This is a genomic window from Microbulbifer taiwanensis (assembly GCF_014904815.1).
GTDB classification, from domain to species: Bacteria; Pseudomonadota; Gammaproteobacteria; order Pseudomonadales; family Cellvibrionaceae; genus Microbulbifer; species Microbulbifer taiwanensis.
The window spans coordinates 14226-31782 of record NZ_JACZFR010000048.1; the positions used below are offsets into that span (position 1 = coordinate 14226).

The window sequence follows — 17557 nt, forward strand, 5'->3', positions numbered from 1 at the left end:
ATGAATCGCTGTGAATTCAAAGAGGGACTGCTGCGGGTGATGGAGCGCAAGGTGCACTGGGCCTGGTCGGCGTTTACCCGGGGCCAGGTGCCGAAAGAGCTGCTGCACATTCACCTGGAGCAGGAGTACGGCACCTATGTGCGCGACTTCCCGGTGATGATCGGGCGCGCCTATATCCAGTGCCCGGTCGCCGCGGTGCGGAGGGAGCTGGCGGAGAATATCTACGAGGAGGAGACCGGTGGCCTGAGTGGCGGTGTGCCGCACGCGGAGCTGTTCCTCGAATATCCGCGCGGGCTGGGGATGAACCTCGATCGCTTCAGGCATGTGGAGTTGCTGCCGGCGGCAAAGGCATACCGCGTGCTGCTGGACGATGCCACCAGCGGCCACGGCTGGGAGGTGGCCGCAGCGGTCACGACCCTTTTTCTCGAGGGGACCGAATACGAGCGCGGCGAACTGGAGCCGGGGCAGCCGCGGCGGCCGCAGTTCGCACCCTCGGAACACCCGCTGGTAAAGCACTACGGCCTGCCGGTGAAAAACCTGGCCCTGAGCCGCGTGCACCACCAGGTGGAGGGGGGGCACCGCAAGGCCGCCTGGCACCTGATGCTGGATTATGTGGATGAGTCGGCGCGCCCGCAGGTGCTGCACTGGATGGGGTTGGTGCTGCACGCCTGGCTCAAGTACCGCGACCAGGTGGCGGAGCACTGCGGCCTGGTGAAAGCGGCGCAGCCGGGGCACTGAACATTCGCGCCCCGGGCGGCTATAATCCCGCGCTTTCCCCAACCGCAGATCCCTGAGCAGTATGAACGCCCAAGTGCCCGACCTTTCCGCCATCCACGAATTCCTGCTGTGCCCGACTCCGGATGCCTGGGTGGGGGCGGCGTTGGCCGAGCCAGAGCTGATGCTGGTGGATCACGCCAACTGCGAGAAGAAGGCCGCGGGTACGGCGCTGAACCTGATGTTCCGCTACCTGGACAATTTCGAGCTGCTGAACAAGATGTCGCGGCTGGCGCGGGAGGAACTGCGGCATTTCGAGCAGGTGCTGGCGATCATGCACAAGCGCGGCATCGACTACCCGCATATCAGCGCCTCGCGCTACGCGGCGGGGCTGCGGGAACAGGTGCGCCCCAACGAGCCGGCGCGCCTGGTGGATACATTGATCTGCGGCGCCATTATCGAGGCCCGCTCCTGCGAGCGTTTCGCGCGTATAGCGCCGCACCTGGACGAGGAGCTGCAGAAATTCTACCTGTCACTGCTGAAATCGGAGGCGCGTCACTTTCGCGACTACCTGACCCTGGCGCAGAAGGCGACTGTAGAGGACATAGCGCCGCGGGTGCGGCAACTGCTGGAAGTGGAGCGGGGACTGGTCGAGGGGGATGATGGCGAGTTCCGTTTTCACAGCGGTGTGCCGGGCACAGCTTCCAGGTGAGGCGTAGGATGGGCAAAGTGCAGCGTGCCCATCGTATCCCTGAACGATGGGCAGGTCGCTGCGCTCCTTTGCCCATCCTACTCAAATCGTGATCAATCCCGATCCAGTTTCGCCAAGAGATCGACAAACTCCTGCAGGTCGTGCGCGTTCTGGTAGTCGACCGTGTATTTGTTGTGAAAGAAGACCGTCAGCTGCACCTTGGCTGAATTGATAAATACTGTGTAGCCGTCGAAATCCGTACTGACGGTCAGGCCGCGGTAGTGCCAGCCGTCCTTTTCTTTGATGCCTTCCTTGGTAGCCCTGTCGAATACGCGCAGCGCCTGCTTGACGTCTATTTTGTGCTCTTGTTCCATACTGGCGATCCCCTGTTTCCAACTGATGTCGTTCGCCGTAGGGCACACCCTACGGCAGTATCTGTTTTTTCCGCAGACGCCAATGTCGAAAATGCCCGCCTGCACACTATAGTGTCAATCTGCTACTGACAATGTCTGCAGGGAGATGGTCATGGGCGAGTTTCTATCCGATACCGCGCTGAAACAGTTGTTTAGCGAGGCGCGAACCCACAGTCACTGGCTCGACAGGCCGGTGAGTGATGAAATTCTGCAGCGGCTTTACGACCTGACAAAAATGGGGCCGACCAGCGCCAACTGCTGCCCGCTGCGTATCGTGTTTGTGAAAACGAAGGAGGGCAAGGAGCGGCTGCGCCCGGCCCTGAACGAGGGCAATGTGGACAAGACCATGTCCGCTCCGGTCACCGCGATCATCGCCCACGATATGAAATTCTTTGAATACCTGCCGAAGCTTTTCCCCCACGCCCCGGCGCGGGACTGGTATGTCGACAACTCCGAACTGGCTGCCACTACCGCCTTCCGCAACGGATCGCTGCAGGGCGGTTACTTTATCCTCGCCGCGCGCGCCCTGGGGCTGGACTGCGGCCCCATGTCCGGATTCGACAACGCAATGGTGGATCACGAGTTCTTCAGCGAGCAGGGCAACACGCCGGCCTTCCAGCAGGAGCACTGCCCGGATAGCCATATCAAGTCGAATTTCCTCTGCAATCTCGGTTACGGCGACCCGAAGATGCTGCACCCGCGCGGTCCCCGCTTTGCGTTTGACGAGGTGTGCAAGATTCTCTGATTAGAGAATCTTGTGATCGCGCTTCACCGCCTGCGGGTGAACGCAAGGTTCGCCCCTAAAGAGTACTGTCGTCATTCCGGCGCAGGCCGGAATCCAGGTGCCACCGAACTGGATGCCGGCCTGCGCCGGCATGACGAGCCAATGAAGACTTGTTTTGCAGCAGGGTATGTAGACATCAGCTCCATCTCTCGCCCAACCGGACCTGTCGGGTTACACTGTATATCTGAACAGTAATCCCGGTAACTCTCCGATGCGCCTGTTTATCGCCGAAAAGCCCAGCCTGGGGCGCGCCATTGCCGCGGCGCTACCCAGGCCACATCGCAAGGAGGAGGGCTGTATCCGCGCCGCCAGTGGCGATGTGGTGAGCTGGTGTATCGGGCACCTGCTGGAACAGGCGGAACCTGAAGCCTATGGCCCGTCGTACAAGCGCTGGCGCCTGGACGTATTGCCGATAGTGCCAGAGCAATGGCAGTTGCAGCCGAAAAGCGGCGGCCGCAAGCAGCTGGCGCTGCTGCGCAAACTGGTGAAGCAGGCCGATCAGCTGGTGCATGCCGGCGACCCGGATCGCGAGGGCCAGTTACTGGTCGACGAGGTGGTCGATTACCTCAAGGTGCCGGCGGCAAAGCGGCGGGCGATGCTGCGCCTGCTGGTCAGCGACCTGAACCCGCGGGCGGTGGAGCGGGCGCTGCAGCAGATGCGCTCCAATCGGGAATTCGTGCCGCTGTCGGTATCGGCACTGGCGCGCAGCCGCGCCGACTGGCTTTACGGCATCAACCTGACCCGCGCCTGCACCGTCAAGGGCCAGCAGGGCGGGCTGAAGCAGGTCCTGTCGGTGGGGCGGGTGCAGACGCCAGTACTGGGCCTGGTGGTGCGCCGCGACGAGGAAATAGAGCGCTTTGTCAGCAGACCCTATTACGAAGTGCGTGCGGCCATTCACATGAACGCGTCGCAGCCGGTTTGTTTTTACGCCTTCTGGCAACCCAGCGAAGCCTGCGCGCCGCATCAGGATGAGGAAGGCAGGGTGCTCAATCCCAGGCTGGCGGCCAATGTGGCCGGCCGCATCCGCCAGCAGGTCGCCACCGTCACCCGGGTGCAGAAGCAGCAGAAAACCCAGGCACCGCCGCTGCCGTATAATCTGTCGGCACTGCAGATCGACGCGGCCAAGGCTTTTGGCCTGAGTGCAAAGCAGGTGCTGGATGCCTGCCAGGCGCTGTACGAGAAGCACCAGCTGATCACCTATCCGCGCTCCGACTGCCGCTACCTGCCGGCGGACCACTTCGCCGAGCGCCGACAGGTAGGCCGGGCCATCGCCGCTGGCTGCGACCCGCTGCAATCGGTGCACGAGGGCGCCGACTGGTCGCTGCGTAGCAAGGCCTGGAACGATACAAAGGTGGATGCCCACCACGCGATTATTCCCACGGCCAGGCAGGCCCCCTGGAAGCGCCTCGGCAGGGCCGAGCAACAGCTCTACCAGATGATTGCGCGGCAGTATCTGCTGCAGTTCTACCCGCGCCACGAATATCTCGAGATTCGTATCGAACTGGACATCGCCGGTGGCCACTTTGTCGCCAAGGAGCGCCGAACGCTGGTCCCAGGCTGGAAGCAGGCTGTGCCCGCCGTCTCCCCTGAGAAGGCGTCCCCGCCGCTGCCCGAGGTAGAGAAAGGGCGGGCGTTGTGGAGTGGTGAGCCGCAGGTGGACGAAAAGCACACCCAGCCACCAAAGCCCTTCGGCGACGCCAGCCTGCTGGCGGCGATGACGGGGATCAATCGCTTCGTGCGCGATGCATCGCTCAAAAAAATCCTGAAAGACACCGACGGCCTCGGTACCGAAGCCACGCGGGCGGGCATTATCGAACTGCTGTTCAAGCGCGGTTTTTTACGGCGCCAGGGCAAGAGCATCCACGCCACCGACCTGGGCAAAGCCCTGATCCACGCACTGCCCGAAAGTACCTCGGTGCCGGATATGACTGCGCAGTGGGAGCGCCAGCTGAACGATATCAGCCAGCGGCAGCTGGGCTATGAAGGCTTTATGCAGCCGCTGCTGCGACAACTGCAGTCACTGGTCGGCGAGGCCTGTGCGCTGGACAGCCGCGCCTTTGCCGGTATCAAAGTGCCGGCTTCATCCGCCGGCTTCAGGTCGGGCAGGAAGAGGACCGCCGGAAAGCGTGCGAGCAAAAGCCGCACTGGCACTCGTCGCCGGGCCAGTGGGCGCCGCTCAAAGGTCGAGGTGGGTGAGATTTAACCGCGCGGTATGCTGCGTTCCCTCAGTAACTATTGAGTGATCTACAGGGCACTTGCGCACCAATCGGACCTGTCGGTGCGCACGGCGCACCCTGCGGGAGTTGGATCTAGATACCCGGCTTGACCACCATCAGGTAGACAATGGCGATCATCAAGGGGAAGGCGATTGCTCCGAGCGTGCACCAGATTTTCATGGCCCGGTGAATCTCCCGCTCGCTGGCTTCGTGCGCGTGCAGCCGCAGCCGGTACTGCAAAAACACCACTGGCAACCACAGCAGGAAAACGGCTCCAGTCAGCGCAATCGCCATTTGCAGCCAAGGTTGCTGCAGCCAGCCCGGATTGATCGCGAGCATACCGGCGGCACTGCCCAGCAGCGTCACGATTGCGCTGCTGGTAAAAATCCAGTCTGCAGCCACTGTCTCGCGACTGATCCAGCGAAACACCTGCAGGTCCCCGGAAAGCCAGCCGCGCAGTGTGTACCAGGCGATGCCGATGCCGGTGCCCAGAACAACCATAGCGCTGAGTACATGCAGGGCCTTGAGCGTCAGGTAAGTATTCATGTAGCGGTGGCCGGTCGCGGCGCCGCCCCGGATTGCGATTCCAGTGGCTCCATCGTGGTGACAACGGAATAGGGGGTCAGCTCGGCGAGAATTTCGTCGAGGGTCAGCAGCTGCCAACAGGCCAGTGCCCCATTCCTGGCAGCGGCGCCGCGCAGTAGCTTGCGGGCCATGGCCGCCGCCGGCGCGGCCGGTATCCAGGGGCCGTCGCCATTGAGGCCGAGTATCTGCCACTGCAGAGCGCCGGGCTCGCCGCGCCGGTTTTCGCCATCGGCGCGGATCAGCATGCCGCCGTGGCTGCTGCCACCGGGCCAGTGGTCGGCCAGTTTGTGGCCGAGTCGGGCGAGTCTCGGGTTGGTGGCGGGCAGGTCCAGGCGGGCCAGGTGGGCGCACAGGGTCAGCCCTGTCTGCAGCAACCGCGGTTCCAGTCCTGTCGCGAAGCGGACGTCGCGCGCCCGCGGCAGATGGCGCGGGCAGAGTTCCAGGTCCGGCACATCGAAGTCACACAGCCAGCGCTCGCCCACCGGGTGTGCCAGCTGGACGCGGCGCAGATGGTTGCCGGCGAAGGACTCCCGCCATTCGCCGTCCTGCAACTGTGGAAAGCCCTCGCCGAGGGATTCAAATCCGGCGCGCACTGTGGCCAGGCCGCGCTCTATGCGGTGCGCCGGTGCTATGGCGATGTCCACCGCGCGAATGGTCGGCAGATCGCGCTGGATCTCTTTCAGTACAGTGGAACTGAGCGCCGGCAGGCTGCTGGCGCCGGAGATCATGGTGATGCCGGCGGTCTCGGCGGCGGGGGAGAGGCGGTGGAAGTCGCACACATAGCGGCGCGCGTCGGCGATATCGATATAGGGCGTGCGGGATTCGATACAGGCGCGGGCGACACGGTAGTCGGTCTCTTTCTGGAAGGGACCGGCGCAGTGAATCAGCAGGTCCAGGTGCAGTGCCGCGAGCTGCGCAGCCAGGTTGATCGAGTCCCGCTCCAGGCGCAGGCCCTCGGCCAGGCCGGGCAGTTTGGAGGCGCAGAGCTCCGCCTTGAATCTGTCGCGCCCGGCGATGATCAGCTGTACATCGGCTTCACTGCTGAGCATCCGCGCGATACGCGCGCCGAAGGTGCCGTAGCCGCCGAGAATCAGTACGCGCTTGTTGAGATTCTTCACCCTGCGGCCTCCACTCCTTGCTGCCTTGTAGGGTGCGCCGTGCGCACCGCCGGGCCTCGATGGTGCGTACGGCACACCCTACGTCCGAGGTCTGCAAATCATGCTATGGGCCAGCGGATCAGTTCAAGGGAATCTTTATCCGCCTTGACGCACCAGCCTGACTCGCCCCAGTCGCCCAGCACTATGCGCTCGGCCGGATTGCCGTCGACAGTCAATTGGTGGCGTGCGGGCCTGTGGGTGTGGCCGTGAATCAGGGTGCGCGCACCCTGTTCGCGCATCACCTTTTCCACTTCCTCCGGTGTCACGTCCATGATGTCCTCTGCCTTGCGGCTGTTCATGGACTTGGACACGGCGCGGATCTGTGCGGCTATGGCACGGCGCTCCTCGAGCGGCTTGGCCAGCAGGGCCTCCTGCCAGTTGGGATCGCGGGCCTGTTGGCGGAAGGCCATATATTCGCTGTCGCGGGTGCAGAGGCTGTCGCCGTGCATCAGCAGAACTGACTGTCCGCCGAGTGTCACCAGGCTGGGGTCCGACAGCAGTATGGCGCCGGCGCGGTGGGCGAAGTCCTGGCCGATCAGGAAGTCGCGGTTGCCGTGCATCAGGTAAAGCTCGGCGCCGCCGTTGCTGTAGCGGGCCAGTTCAGCGGCCACTTCGGCAGCCAGTGGGGCATCGTCGTCGTCGCCGATCCACACCTCGAAGAAGTCGCCAAGGATATACAGTGCCTCGGCACCGGCGGCGCGGTCGCGCAGGAAGTCAAAGAAGGCTTCGGTGATTTCGGGGCGGCTCTCGTCCAGGTGCAGGTCGGAGATCAGGTAGCTGGTCACGGTGCTCGCTTCCTCGGAGTGGGATTGACCCCTGTAGGAGCGGCGGGGCGGATGGCTGCCCCGCCGCTCCTACAGGGGGGAGTGGATCAGTCCTCGGCGACAGTCACGCCGGTGGTCTCGATGGTCTCCACCGGGACGTCCTGGGGGGAGCCCCTGCTGCCGGTCTTGGCGCCCTTGATCTTGTTGACCACGTCCATGCCCTCGACCACCTTGCCGAACACACAGTAGCCCCAGCCCTGCGGATCCTTGCTGCGGAAGTTCAGGAAGTCGTTGTCCTTCACGTTGATAAAGAACTGGGAGCTGGCAGAGTGGGGGTCCATGGTGCGGGCCATGGCCAGGGTGCCGGTGTCGTTCTTGAGGCCGTTGTCCGCCTCGTTCTCGATCTGTTCGCGGGTCTCTTTCTGCTGCATGTCCGGGGTCATGCCGCCACCCTGGACCATGAAGTTGTCGATCACCCGGTGAAAAATGGTGCCGGTGTAAAAATCGTCGCGGCAGTACTGCAGGAAGTTGGCCGCGGTCTTGGGGGCCTTTTCGAAGTCCAGTTCGATGGCGATATCGCCGTGGGTGGTATGCAGGGTGATCATAAAACATCCTATTTGGGGTGAGTCTGGACGCGGATGATACCCGCTGGCCACAGTAGTGCAAAAGGTTCCCTTTGCTGAGCTATAATCCGCCGCTTACATTCGCACAGCTGTAATAGAGAATCCTATGACATCCGAGAGCAAGCCCGCTCACTTTTTACAGAACATCATTCGCGAAGACCTGGCCGAGGGCCGGGTATCCAAGCTGGCGACCCGCTTTCCGCCGGAGCCCAACGGCTACCTGCATATCGGCCACGCCAAGTCCATCTGCCTCAACTTCGGCCTGGCGCAGGAGTTCGACGGCACCTGCAACCTGCGCTTCGACGACACCAACCCGGCGAAGGAAGAGGAAGAGTATGTAGACGCGATCAAGCGCGACGTCTCCTGGCTCGGCTTCGAGTGGAACGGTGAAGCCAGATACACCTCGGATTACTTCGACCAGCTGCACGAGTGGGCCCTGTACCTGATTCGCGAGGGAAAGGCTTATGTCTGCCACCTGTCCCCGGAGGATGCGCGCCACTACCGCGGTACCCTGACCGAGCCGGGCAGGAACAGCCCCTATCGCGACCGCTCGGTGGAGGAGAACCTGGCGCTGTTCGAGCAGATGAAGAACGGAGAGATGGCGGAGGGCGAGTGCAGCCTGCGCGCCAAGATCGATATGGCCGCGCCCAATATCAACCTGCGCGACCCGATCATCTACCGCATCAAGAAGATGGCCCACCACCAGACCGGCGACAAATGGTGCATCTACCCCAGTTACGACTTTGCCCACGGCCAGTCGGATGCGCTTGAGGGTATCAGCCATTCCATCTGCACTCTGGAGTTCGAGGATCACAAGCCGCTGTACGACTGGTTTATTGGAAACCTGCCGGTACCGGCGCGCCCGCGCCAGTACGAGTTCGCGCGCCTGCACCTGAACTACACGGTGGTGTCCAAGCGCAAACTGAAACAGCTGGTGGATGAGAAGCACGTGGACGGCTGGGATGACCCGCGCATGCCGACCCTGTCCGGCCAGCGCCGCCGCGGTGTGCCACCCAGGGCCATCCGCAACTTCTGCGAAATGATCGGCGTGACCCGCTCCGACTCGGTGGTGGACGTCGGCATGCTCGAATACTGCATCCGCGACGAACTGGACAAGAACGCCCCGCGCGCCATGTGCGTGATGGAGCCGCTCAAGGTCACCCTGAGCAACTACCCGGAAGGCCGGGAGGAAACCCTCAGCGCCCCGGGTCATCCGGTGCGCGACGACCTGCCGGCGCGGGAACTGCCGTTCACCCGCACCCTCTATATTGAAAGAGAGGACTTCCGCGAGGAGGCCAACAAGAAGTACAAACGCCTGGTGCTGGGTAAGAAGGTGCGCCTGCGCAACGCCTATGTGATTCAGGCGGAAGAGGTGGTCAAAAACGATGCCGGTGAGATTGTCGAGGTCATCTGCTCCGTGGACCTGGATACCCTGGGCAAGGACCCGGCAGACGGCGTCAAGCCTAAGGGTGTGATCCATTGGGTCTCGGCGGAAAAGAATGTGGACTGTGAGGTGCGCCTCTACGACCGCCTGTTCAGCGACCCGGCCCCGGATTCCGGCGACAAGAACTTCCTCGATTTCGTCAACCCGGACAACCTGAAAATCCTCCAGGGTTGCAAGGCCGAAATCGGCCTAGCCCGGGCGGAACCGGAGCAGAGCTACCAGTTCGAGCGCAACGGCTACTTCTGTCGCGACAGCAGGTACGGCACAGCGGAAAAGCCGGTGTTCAACCGCACCATCGGCCTGCGCGACAGCTGGGCCAAGGAACAGAACAAGTAGCTGCGGAGAAACTGGATACCGGCCTGCGCCGGCATGACGATAGTTCGATACCGTCATTCCGGCGTCGGCCGGAATCCAGCGACTCGGAACCTGCCGAAAGGCACCGAAACACATTCAATCGCAATCGGATTCTATGGCCTTACAGCTCCACAACACCTTTACAGGACAGAAAGAAACCTTCAAACCCCTGGTTGAAGACCGGGTGCGCATGTACGTCTGCGGCCCCACCGTTTACAACCGCGTGCATATCGGCAACGCGCGCCCGGTGGTGGTCTTCGACACCCTCTACCGCCTGCTGAAGAAAAATTTCAGCGAAGTGATCTACGCGCGCAATATCACCGATATCGACGACAAGATCATGAAAGCCGCGCGGGACAGCGGCGAGGAGATAGGCGCACTGTCGGCGCGCTTCGCCGAGGCCTTTTTCGAAGATATGGCTGCGCTCAACAACCTGGAGCCGGATGTCATTCCCTACGCGACCCAGCACCTGCCGGAAATGATCGATATGATCGAACGGCTGGTCGAGAAGGGCCACGCCTACGCGGCAGAGGGGCATGTGCTCTTCGCGGTCGACTCCATGCCCGAATATGGCCAGCTGTCCAAGCGCTCCCTGGACGATATGCTCGCCGGTGCCCGCGTCGAGGTGGCCCCCTACAAGAAATATGCGGGCGACTTCGTGCTGTGGAAACCGTCGAGGGAAGACGAGCCCGGCTGGGACAGTCCCTGGGGCCGCGGCCGCCCGGGCTGGCACCTGGAGTGCTCGGCGATGATCAAGAAACACCTGGGCGAGACTATCGATATCCACGGTGGCGGCCGCGACCTGACCTTCCCGCACCACGAGAACGAGCGCGCCCAGAGCTGTTGCGCCAACGGCGTCGACTTCGTGCGCTACTGGATGCACAACGGCTACGTCAATATCGACGGAGAGAAGATGTCCAAGTCCCTGGGCAACTTCCGCCTGGTCAGGGACCTGCTCACCCAGTACCCGGGCGAAGTGCTGCGCTTCGCGCTGTTGTCTGCCCACTATCGCTCGGAGCTGAACTTCAGCGCCGACCTGCTGGACCAGGCCCAACGCAGCCTCGATTCCCTCTACGGTGCCCTGCGCGAAACTGCAGAAGTGGAAGCTGTGCCGGCGGACCTGGACGGCTCTGCCTTTATGACCGCGCTGGAGGACGACCTGAACACGCCCATCGCGATCAGTGAACTGCACCAGCTGGCAAAGGAGCTGAACAAGGCCGACGCCGGCGACAAGCCGCGCCTGAAGGGCGCGCTGCGGTCCGCCGGTGAAATGCTCGGCATACTGCAGCAGGACGCCGAGGCCTGGTTCAAGCAGACCCGCGGTGGCGAGGAGGGAGTCTCGGAAGAGGAGGTCGAACAGCTGATCGCCGAGCGCGCCCAGAGCAAGAAAGACAGAAACTTCGCCCGCGCCGACGAGATTCGTGAGGAACTGAAAGCCAAGGGCGTGGTGCTGGAAGACAGCCGCGAGGGAACTAAATGGAGAAGGGAATAGTGGCGCCGCTAGTGACAGAGTAGCAATTGCAGTCGTCATTCCGGCACAGGCTTTGCGCCGGCATGACGGCATAATTTTTTTGCAGAAATAACTAGAAATAAACCATGAAAAAAATATTTGTCCTGATTACTTCCATCGCAGCCCTGTTGACCCTCACCGCCTGCGAGCCCAAGCGTGGTTCGGAGAAGTGGTGCAAGAAAATGGACGAAGTCCCCAAGGGGGAGTGGACCCTGAACGACGCCAGCGACTACACCAAATACTGCGTATTCAACCAGAAGCCCGAAGAGTAAGCGGACTTCACGCCGTTGTTTTTTGCCGACAATTACCAGCATTTCTTCCGCCCGCTGACCGGTAAATACCGAGAGCAGGTGGTGGAATGCCTGCGCCTGCTGTACGAGCGCCTGTACACCGCCAAGGCGGACTACGGAGAGTCGCTGGCGCGCGAGCAGATTCTGGAGATCTTTGCCGAGGCCCTGACCCGAGCGCCGCAGCTGGACAGCGATGATAATGCTGAGGAGCCGGAGTCCTCGACTGATAGAGAGCACAGATTTAAAAGCCTGCGCGAGCAGGCCGGTTGGGTGCTGAACATCCTGGTGGAATTCGGCTGGCTGGAGAAGCAGGTGGACAGCGCAAGCCTGTCCGCCACCTATCCCTTCAGCCGCCGCGGGCGCCTGTTTACCCAGCCACTGGTAGAAGTGAACAGCACTCGCGTGCGCACCCGCCACCGCAACACCCGCAACACCCTGAATTCCCTGGAGGCATTCGCCGGCAGGGGCGAGATCCACGACCTGATCGACGCCTGGGAGTATTCCGAGCGCATAGTCGCCGACTTCACTGACATGATCGCCGAACTGGAGGAGCGCAAGCGGGAACTGGTGCGCGAAGTGGAGGCGCAGCTGCTGGTGCAGCAGGCCACCGACGAGTTCTTTTCCTTTATGGAGAGTCGTTTCCAGCCGGACCTGGCCATTCGCCTGTCCGCCGATAGCGTGGAAAAACACCGCGACTCCATCGGCAAGGTCATCGCGCGTATCCGCCGCAAGGACAAGTCGCTCAAGGCCGAGTGGGAAAAGCGCCTGCGGCAATTGCTGCCCGAGCTGGTGGAAGAGGGCCGTTCGCTACTGTGGTTGATGCTGGATACCATCGAGGACCGTATGCGCCGCGCCTGCGAGGTCAAGCTACCGGCGCTGCGCCGCGCGCTGCAGGGTTTTACCAAGCGTGCCGATATCATCATCCGTCAGCTGAGCTATCTGCACAGCCAGTCGGAGGGCGAGTTTGCCGACTTGTGCCAGCGCCTGGGTGAGAGTGGGGATAAAACCGATATGCTCGAGCGCCTCGGCGAGCAACTGGGCGGTTTCCAGCTGCGCCTGTTCGACCCGAAGCAGACTCAACTGTGGCAGCGCAGCCGCCGCCAACCGGTGAATACCCGGGTGGAAGACGAAGTGCCGCTGGAAGACGACAGCCGCCAGGAAATTTTGCTGCAGCAATTACTGGACCAGGCCTTCAACTTCAACGGTGGCGAACTGCGCGACTATCTGCAGGCGGCACTGGGCAGCGGCCGCCGCATCAACAGTCGCGACCTGCCACTGAGGGACGCCCGCGATCTGCTCGCGATGAGTCACGCACTGGAAGCCGTCGCAGTGAGCCAGGGGGCGACCGCAGCGCTCAAAGTGGCATTCACCGGTGAGACCGCCAGCAACGATTATTTTGCCCGATTCGACGAATACATTCTGGAGCTGACAGACAGTGATTGAACAGGCCCTGGAAGAAGCGCTGGAAAAGTGCAGGCTTACCCGCGGGGAGTTTTCCGAACTGCTGGTGCGCCTGCTGGACTACGGCGTTATCTGCCGCGATGAGAGCCAGGTGGAAACCCTTCTCTACGACCGCTTCCAGCGCTGCGAACCACTGATCCGCGAGTGGCTGGCACCACTGGGCCTGCGCCTGCAGCACGACAGCCGCTTCCAGTTTATCCGCGTCTATCCGCCCGGTGCCGAGGTGCCCGGCATGCCGGACCAGGAGGAACCCCACCACGGTGGCTTCCGCGCGCGCCTGACCCAGCAGGAGGTGGCGGCCATACTGGTGTTGCGGGTGGAATACGACAAGGCGCTGAGGGAAGGGCAGGTGGATGAGAACGGCTGTGTCGCACTCTCTCTCGAGGCGCTGGAAATGGGCCTGCGCAACCTGCTGAAGATGTCCCTGCCGGACAAACTGGCGGAGCGCAAAAGCCTGTTGAAGAAGTTGCGCCAATTGCGCCTGGTCCAGTTTGCCGGTGATGAGGCGGAGACGCTCGCGGAAATCTGGCTGCGGGTGCGCCCGACCATCGGCCATTTTGTCAGCGAGGAGACGCTGCAGCAGCTGTTCGACGGGCAGCGGCAGGAAATAACAGAAGAAGAACCCGAGCAGCGCATTACACCTGACAGCGAAGACCACAGTCTTTTCGCCGGCAAAGAAGCGGAAAGCAGTCACGAAATATAGAAGCCCGCCGCTTGCTATCGTCATACCGGCGCAGGCCGGTATCCAGAATGGTGGCACCTGGATTCCGGCCTGCGCCGGAATGACGAGAAAGCTGCGAGCACCGTCAGACAATTGACACAATGAGCAGCCACTGGCGTGCAATTAAAATATGTTTCTAAAAAAACTGATCCTGATCAACTGGGGCAATATCCCCCAGCTGGAATATGAATTCGGTCCCATCAACCTGTTTTCCGGTGGCAACGGCTCCGGCAAGACCACGGCGGCCGATGCGATCCAGACCCTGATGACCGCCGCCCACGACACCCTGTTCACCTTCAACCCGGGTCAGGACGAGACCACCCAGCGCGGCCGCGGTGGCAAGCAGGTGCGCACCCTGGGTTCCTATGTTCTCGGCTGCGACGATGGCAGCTACGCGCGCCTGCAGCCGACCGATTGCTATATCACCGGCATCTTCTATCCCACCGCTGGGGAAGACGGCGATCCCTTCACCTCGGTGATGGCAATCCGCGCGCACCTGGATACCAGCAGCAAGCCGGCCCAGGCGCGCCAGGATGATCTGCGCTTCTTTATTTTCCCTGGCGAGCAGTTGTCCATCGGCGACTTTATCCGTGAGTACAAGGATGGCAAACACCTGTTGCCACTGGATAAGTTCTATTCGGTACTCGGCAAACAGTTCGACAAGATCGAGCAGTACGACAAGAAAAAGGCCTACCTGCGCCGCCTCTACGGTGCCCTGCGCGGTCGTCGCGATGCGGTGCCGGATCGCGAGGCCATGCACGCGGCGCGGACTTTCTCCAATTTTATGGCCTACAAGCCGGTCAAGAGTATCAACGATTTCGTTGCCCAGGAGGTGCTGGAGAAGCGCGACCTGGGCGACGCGATACGCTCGGTATCCGAGCTGATGAAAACCATCCACGGCATGGAGCAGGAAGCGCGGGAAATCGTCGATCGGGTGGGCGCCCTCCAGCGAATTGCGGAATCCGCCGACCTCTACAGCGAGCAGTGGCAGCGGCTGCGAATACAGGAATACCTGCAGGCCAAACACCGCCAACTACAGGTGCAGAAGACCTATCTCGAGGGCAAGAACCGGCAGCTGGAGGCGCGCGCCGACCTGGAGCGCACGGTGCAGGAGATCCGCATCGCCGAACAGCGTGGCCGCGAACTCTCCCAGCGCCTGGTGGCGGTGGAGGCCCAGCGCCAGGGGATAGCCGCCCTGCGCACCAAAGACGAGCTGGAGCACAAGATCGTTGAGGCCAATAACGCCCTGTCCGCGCTGGGTAATCCTCTGTCGGCGCAGCAGCGGATCTTCGCAGCCAACCGCAGCGCGGCGTCCGATTTCATCGAGCTGGTCGGATCCACGTCCATCGCCATGGACATCCCGGCCCTCAACGACCACGCCTTGCTGAAGATCGTCAAAGCGGTGGCCAGGGCGGACGACCTGCCCGACCTGCACAGGCTGCTGGGTAGGGACTGGATAGACCTCTCTGCCCAGGAGTCCGTGCGCGAACAGGTAGCGGCGGCGGAAACCCTGCAGAATCGCCTCGTCAACCAGGTGGCTGGCAATGATTCCGACGGGACCTCCCTCCGCGAACAGGCCCTGGAACTGGTTTCCCGCGGTGAACTGCGCGTCCAGCAGCTGCAGAAACAACTGCACGCCCAGGAGAGCCGTATCCACCACCTGCAATCCAACCGCGTGCGCTATCCGCAATCCGTGGAGCAGGCGCTGGCGGCCATCCGCGAGCAGTGCCCAAAGGCGGAGCCGCAGGTGCTGTGCGACTTTGTCGAAGTGCTGGACGAGCGCTGGCAGATGGCGGTGGAGGGCTACCTCGGCGGTGCGCGCTTCTCGATCATCGTCGAGCCGGAATACGAGGCGCAGGCCATTCGCATAGTGCGCAATATGGCAGGCCGCAATAACCGCGCACGGGTGATCCAGGGGGACAAGGCGCGCCGCGATGCGGAGCGGCTGGAGTTGCCGAAAAACTCCATTCTCGACCTGATGTCATTCTCTCACAAGACAGCGGAATACTACCTGCGCGCCTCCTACGGTTCCGTGCTGCAGGTGCGCGATGCGGAAGAGCTGCGCGGCACCCGCCGCGGCCTCACCGCGGACGGACTTGCCAGCGGCAACTACAGCATGTGGCGCTGTGATATCGATGAGGCGGAACTGGTCTTTGGTCAGGGCGCCCGTGCCCGTGCGCTGGCTGCCCAGCAGCAGGCGCTGGAACAGCTGCTGGTGGAGGCCTCCCAGGTCACCGAAACCCAGCGCCAGTTTCGCCAGTTCGCACAGTCACTGCGCAGTTTTACGCGCTTGGATCTGCTGGCGAGTGTCGACGCGGCCTTATCCGCCCAGCGGGAACTGCGCGATGCGGAGCAGGCGCTGGCCAACCTGGATCTGGAGGATGGCGCAGAGCTGGAGCGGCAGGCGCAGGAGCTGCAGGAAAACCTGGAAAACGAACGCCAGAACCAGGCGGGCCTGCAGAAGCACGAGGGCAAGCTGGAAGGCGACCTGGAGAATATCGACAAACAGCTGAAGGGGCTTGCCGGCCAGTTGGATGGGCTGGAGGAAACCCTGTCGGACTGCGAGGCTGCGGTTGCCCGCATTGGTAAAATTCGCCCGGACTTCGATGCCGAGACGGAACTGCAGAGAGCCGACGAGCAGGCGGCGAAGGCCGGTGGCAGTTTCGACTTTTCCCGGGACATCGAAGAGTGGCAGGGCCTGTTGAGCAAGTACCAGAGCCAGCTGCTCAATGGAGTGAAGGATTACAACAGCAGTTGCAGTACCGGCGACACCCTGATGTTCGATCCCGACTTTTCCGTCGGCCACGACGAGGGCCAGTTCAAACTGGTAATCCAATTGGTAGAGCAGGTCTCGGCGCTGCGCAATCGACTCAAGAACAATCTGCTGGTAGACCGCCACGAGCAGCTGCAGGCCCTGAAGAAATCTTTCAATACCACCTTCGTCACCCACCTGTGCCATGCCATTTACCAATCCATCAATGATGGCAAGCGGGTACTGGACGACCTGAACAGGGAGCTGGAGCACCACCGCTTCGGTGCCGACCGCGAGCGCTTCCGTTTTGCCTATAGCTGGGTGCCGGAGTTCCGGGAATACTGGAATTTCTTCAAGGCAGTAATCGAGTTGCCGAACCTGGGCGAGGAGGAGAGCCTGTTCGACGCCCAATTATCCTCAACGCAAATGAAGGTGCGCGACAGGCTTCTGGATATGTTGCTCAGCGAAGACGAACAGCTGGCGCGGCGCGAGCTGGATCGGATCAGCGACTACAGGAATTACCGCAATTACGAGATCTTCAAGGAACCGGAGGGCAAGGAACCCATTGCACTCAGCCAGTACGGTACCGGCTCCGGCGGCCAGCTGGAGACTCCGGCTTACATCATCCGTTCGGCAGCGGTGACTTCGGCTTTCCGTTTCAATGAAGGCAGCAGTCATCTGCAGATGGTGCTGGTGGACGAGGCTTTTTCCAAGATGGATGAATCCCGTTCGAAAGAGGTGATCCGCTACCTGACGGAAACCCTCGGCCTGCAGTTGCTGTTTATCATGCCGAGCAGCAAGTCCGGACCCTTTATGGATCTGATCTCCAACCAGTTTGTGTTCAGCAAGTGCCCGAGTGCCAGGCCCATTGGCCAGCTCAACACCCGGGTCTATGTGGACCGCAAGGTCTGCAACCGGGACAGGATCTCCGAACTCTGGGCCAACCACCGCCGCACGATACGCCAGCAGGCGTCGCTGGATTTTATGGAGTTGGTGGAAACTTAATAGTCGGCGCATTCTCCCTGTAGGAGCGGCGGGGGGGGGGGGAGCCCCCCCCCTCCCCCACAAAAGAACCAAA

The 17557-nt window shown here is 62.1% G+C and carries 15 protein-coding genes; 10 read left to right on the forward strand and 5 right to left on the reverse strand.

Translation table 11 applies throughout. The features are described 5' to 3' along the window. Together IG627_RS16410 and miaE are read left to right on the forward strand one after the other, a co-directional pair. Positions 1-738, forward strand: a complete 738-nt coding sequence (locus IG627_RS16410) for an iron-containing redox enzyme family protein (RefSeq protein ID WP_193193610.1) — start codon at positions 1-3, stop codon at positions 736-738. 61 nt (positions 739-799) lie between these two features. Further along, entirely contained in the window at positions 800-1426 is a 627-nt protein-coding gene (miaE, locus tag IG627_RS16415; protein ID WP_193193613.1) for a tRNA-(ms[2]io[6]A)-hydroxylase, read from the forward strand. 92 nt (positions 1427-1518) lie between these two features. Here the strand turns inward: miaE and IG627_RS16420 are convergent, their stop codons facing one another. Continuing rightward, the gene (locus tag IG627_RS16420; RefSeq protein ID WP_193193615.1) at positions 1519-1779 is read right to left on the reverse strand and encodes a DUF3081 family protein; all 261 of its coding nucleotides are present in this window, start codon (positions 1777-1779) and stop codon (positions 1519-1521) included. A gap of 151 nt (positions 1780-1930) precedes the next feature. Between IG627_RS16420 and IG627_RS16425 the strand changes: the two genes are divergently transcribed. Both IG627_RS16425 and IG627_RS16430 read left to right on the forward strand, forming a co-directional pair. Then, the gene (locus IG627_RS16425) at positions 1931-2563 is read left to right on the forward strand and encodes a malonic semialdehyde reductase (protein ID WP_193193617.1); all 633 of its coding nucleotides are present in this window, start codon (positions 1931-1933) and stop codon (positions 2561-2563) included. A gap of 250 nt (positions 2564-2813) precedes the next feature. Then, positions 2814-4805 carry a DNA topoisomerase III gene (locus tag IG627_RS16430; protein WP_193193619.1) on the forward strand — a complete coding sequence of 664 codons (1992 nt, stop codon included), beginning with the start codon at positions 2814-2816 and terminating at the stop codon, positions 4803-4805. 106 nt (positions 4806-4911) lie between these two features. On the opposite strand, the gene IG627_RS16435 is transcribed toward IG627_RS16430, so the two are convergent. From IG627_RS16435 to IG627_RS16450, 4 genes are all read right to left on the reverse strand, one after another. Beyond that, positions 4912-5364: a DUF2269 domain-containing protein gene (locus tag IG627_RS16435; protein WP_193193620.1), complete on the reverse strand. Its 453-nt coding sequence runs from the start codon at positions 5362-5364 to the stop codon at positions 4912-4914. Continuing rightward, positions 5361-6521 (reverse strand): saccharopine dehydrogenase NADP-binding domain-containing protein, encoded by a 1161-nt coding sequence (locus IG627_RS16440; RefSeq protein ID WP_193193622.1) that lies wholly within the window; start codon positions 6519-6521, stop codon positions 5361-5363. The genes IG627_RS16435 and IG627_RS16440 overlap by 4 nt, the downstream gene beginning before the upstream one ends. 98 nt (positions 6522-6619) lie before the next feature. Then, complete coding sequence (locus IG627_RS16445) at positions 6620-7345, reverse strand: UDP-2,3-diacylglucosamine diphosphatase (RefSeq protein ID WP_193193624.1); 726 nt, start codon at positions 7343-7345, stop codon at positions 6620-6622. Between the two features lie 86 nt (positions 7346-7431). Beyond that, on the reverse strand, positions 7432-7929 hold the full coding sequence (locus tag IG627_RS16450) for a peptidylprolyl isomerase (RefSeq protein ID WP_193193626.1): 498 nt from the start codon (positions 7927-7929) through the stop codon (positions 7432-7434). 124 nt (positions 7930-8053) lie between these two features. Between IG627_RS16450 and IG627_RS16455 the strand changes: the two genes are divergently transcribed. The 6 genes from IG627_RS16455 (at position 8054) to IG627_RS16480 (ending at position 17484) form a co-directional block, all read left to right on the forward strand. Then, positions 8054-9727, forward strand: coding sequence for a glutamine--tRNA ligase/YqeY domain fusion protein (locus IG627_RS16455; RefSeq protein WP_193193628.1), 1674 nt, complete (start codon positions 8054-8056; stop codon positions 9725-9727). A 133-nt stretch (positions 9728-9860) separates the two neighbouring features. Next, on the forward strand, positions 9861-11237 hold the full coding sequence (gene cysS / locus IG627_RS16460; protein ID WP_193193630.1) for a cysteine--tRNA ligase: 1377 nt from the start codon (positions 9861-9863) through the stop codon (positions 11235-11237). A gap of 104 nt (positions 11238-11341) precedes the next feature. Then, entirely contained in the window at positions 11342-11527 is a 186-nt protein-coding gene (locus IG627_RS16465) for a DUF3012 domain-containing protein (RefSeq protein WP_193193632.1), read from the forward strand. Positions 11528-11542: 15 nt separating this feature from the next. Further along, positions 11543-12988 (forward strand): Wadjet anti-phage system protein JetA family protein, encoded by a 1446-nt coding sequence (locus IG627_RS16470; RefSeq protein ID WP_193193634.1) that lies wholly within the window; start codon positions 11543-11545, stop codon positions 12986-12988. Then, positions 12981-13709, forward strand: a complete 729-nt coding sequence (locus IG627_RS16475; protein WP_193193636.1) for a DUF4194 domain-containing protein — start codon at positions 12981-12983, stop codon at positions 13707-13709. The genes IG627_RS16470 and IG627_RS16475 overlap by 8 nt, the downstream gene beginning before the upstream one ends. A 148-nt stretch (positions 13710-13857) precedes the next feature. Beyond that, the gene (locus IG627_RS16480; RefSeq protein WP_193193638.1) at positions 13858-17484 is read left to right on the forward strand and encodes an ATP-binding protein; all 3627 of its coding nucleotides are present in this window, start codon (positions 13858-13860) and stop codon (positions 17482-17484) included. Positions 17485-17557: the final 73 nt, after the last annotated feature.

Coding starts and splice junctions, on each gene's coding strand:
- IG627_RS16410 (WP_193193610.1), top strand. CDS start 1: ATGAATCGCTGTGAATTCAAAGAGGGACTGCTGCGGGTGATGGAGCGC.
- miaE (WP_193193613.1), top strand. CDS start 800: ATGAACGCCCAAGTGCCCGACCTTTCCGCCATCCACGAATTCCTGCTG.
- IG627_RS16420 (WP_193193615.1), bottom strand. CDS start 1,779: ATGGAACAAGAGCACAAAATAGACGTCAAGCAGGCGCTGCGCGTATTC.
- IG627_RS16425 (WP_193193617.1), top strand. CDS start 1,931: ATGGGCGAGTTTCTATCCGATACCGCGCTGAAACAGTTGTTTAGCGAG.
- IG627_RS16430 (WP_193193619.1), top strand. CDS start 2,814: ATGCGCCTGTTTATCGCCGAAAAGCCCAGCCTGGGGCGCGCCATTGCC.
- IG627_RS16435 (WP_193193620.1), bottom strand. CDS start 5,364: ATGAATACTTACCTGACGCTCAAGGCCCTGCATGTACTCAGCGCTATG.
- IG627_RS16450 (WP_193193626.1), bottom strand. CDS start 7,929: ATGATCACCCTGCATACCACCCACGGCGATATCGCCATCGAACTGGAC.
- IG627_RS16455 (WP_193193628.1), top strand. CDS start 8,054: ATGACATCCGAGAGCAAGCCCGCTCACTTTTTACAGAACATCATTCGC.
- cysS (WP_193193630.1), top strand. CDS start 9,861: ATGGCCTTACAGCTCCACAACACCTTTACAGGACAGAAAGAAACCTTC.
- IG627_RS16465 (WP_193193632.1), top strand. CDS start 11,342: ATGAAAAAAATATTTGTCCTGATTACTTCCATCGCAGCCCTGTTGACC.
- IG627_RS16480 (WP_193193638.1), top strand. CDS start 13,858: ATGTTTCTAAAAAAACTGATCCTGATCAACTGGGGCAATATCCCCCAG.